Origin of the sequence: Blautia difficilis (genome assembly GCF_014297245.1) — a bacterium.
Lineage (GTDB): Bacteria > Bacillota > Clostridia > Lachnospirales > Lachnospiraceae > Blautia_A > Blautia_A difficilis.
In genome coordinates, this window is the sequence record NZ_JACOQG010000087.1 from 1 (window position 1) to 923 (window position 923).

Genomic DNA, 923 nt, shown 5'->3' on the forward strand with positions numbered 1-923 from the left:
AACCAAAAAATATTTTTGGAGAACTATGCCAGAGGGCAGCACCTAACCAATATCCGGCACTACATCGACGATGACGAAAGCGGCAGGTTTTTTGACCGTTCCGCCTACTCCCGCATGATGGACGATGTGGAAAACGGGAAAATCGGTGTCTGCATTATGAAAGACCTTACCCGCTGGGGGCGCGACTATCTCCAAGTCGGCAACGCGATGGAGATATTCAGACGGAACAATGTGCGTTTTATCGCGGTCAACAACGGGATAGACAGCGAGAAGCCCGACACATTGGAGTTTGCGCCCTTTATCAATATCATGTCGGAGTGGTACGCAAAGGACATCAGCAAGAAAGTGAAAACGGGCATTAAGACCAAAGGCATGAGTGGAAAGCCGATTGTCACCGAAGCCCCTTACGGCTATGTCAAAGACCCGGACAACAAGGATTTTTGGATAATCGACGAGGAAGCCGCCGAGGTTGTCCGTTTGATTTTCCGTCTGTTTATCGGCGGGAAAAACCGCAACCAAATCGCCGTGCATCTGACACAGGAGCAAATCCCAACCCCCACTTTCTACATGAAAGACCGCGGGCGGGGAACTTGTAAAAATAAGACGCTCAATGAGGATAACCGCTGCAAGTGGAACAAAGCCACCTTGACCCATATCCTCACACGGCAGGAGTATTGCGGCGATGTAGTCAACTTCAAGACTACAAAGCATTTCCGGGATAAACATAACCACTATGTAGACCGGAGCCAGTGGCACATCACAGAAAATGTGCATGAGCCGATTATCAGCCGCAGCGATTTTGAAACCGTACAGCGGATTTTGGAAAACGCACCCGTCAGACGCCCCAACGGGGACGGGGAAATCCACCCTCTGTCCGGCTTGCTTTTCTGTAAGGACTGCGGCGCAAAAATGCACATTCGTAT

The 923-nt window shown here is 50.3% G+C and carries 1 protein-coding gene; it reads left to right on the top strand.

Annotated features, from left to right (window positions below; genetic code table 11):
- Positions 1-923: recombinase family protein (locus tag H8Z82_RS16935; protein ID WP_186995764.1), on the top strand; the 923-nt coding region annotated here is incomplete at both ends.